Genomic DNA, 900 nt, shown 5'->3' with positions numbered 1-900 from the left:
GCTCGACATCGTCTCGACGCAGAAGGCGCTGTCGCAGCGCATCGTCTTCCTGGCGAGCGCCACGGGCGCTGCCTCGCGCGACAAGCAGCCGTCGCTGGTCACCGCGCTCAAGCAGGCGACCGGCGAATTCGAAACCAGCTACGACCGGCTGCTCAAGGAGACCGGCGCCGATCCGCTGTCGCCGGCACGCAACGATCCGAAGTCGATCGAATATGTGCTGTTCAACAAGCCGTTCCACCTCGATTACTTCTCGGTCGGGCTCGTCGCCAATGGCGAAAGGCTGGTCTCGTCCTTCGAGTCGCAGCTCGGCATGCAGAGGAACGGCTACAAGGCCGGCGGCGAACGCGCCGGCCTCGACGCTTCCGTCGCCAATGCGACACTGTCGGGCTATGCCGCGCTCGGCCAGCGCATCAGCGCATTCGCCGACGCGCAATCCAGCAACATCCTCGACCTGCACCGCACGCTGTTCTTCGCCACCCTCGGCGTCATCGTGCTGGTGGCGCTGTTCATCTTCCGGCCGATGTCCAACGCCATCCTGCGCAAGACCCGCGAGCTGGTCGACGCGCGCAACTCCATGGCCTTCATCGCCGTGCATGACGGCTTGACCGGTCTCCACAACCGTACCTTCCTGACCGACCATTTCGATACGCTGATCAAGGGCGCGCACCGGCGCCGCGAGCGCCTGGCGGTGGTCCAGTTCGATCTCGACCGCTTCAAGCAGATCAACGACACGCTCGGACACGCCGCCGGCGACTATGTGCTGGTGGTGACGGCGCAGCGCATGCGCGATTCCTGCCGCGCGTCGGACCTCTGCGCGCGGCTCGGCGGCGACGAATTCGTCATGATCCTCAACGGGGCCGGCACCACCGAGGACATCCATGCGCTGGCCAAGCGCATCCT

The 900-nt window shown here is 65.8% G+C and carries 1 protein-coding gene; it reads left to right on the top strand.

Annotated features, from left to right (window positions below; genetic code table 11):
• On the top strand, nt 1–900 hold a 900-nt coding region (locus EOA24_RS39585), incomplete at both ends, for a GGDEF domain-containing protein (protein ID WP_133375018.1).

The sequence above is a fragment of the Mesorhizobium sp. M2A.F.Ca.ET.039.01.1.1 genome (genome assembly GCF_003998035.1).
Classification (GTDB): Bacteria; Pseudomonadota; Alphaproteobacteria; order Rhizobiales; family Rhizobiaceae; genus Mesorhizobium.
The sequence above is the reverse complement of the archived record's forward strand: the minus strand, read 5'-3'. Positions and strand labels throughout refer to the sequence as shown.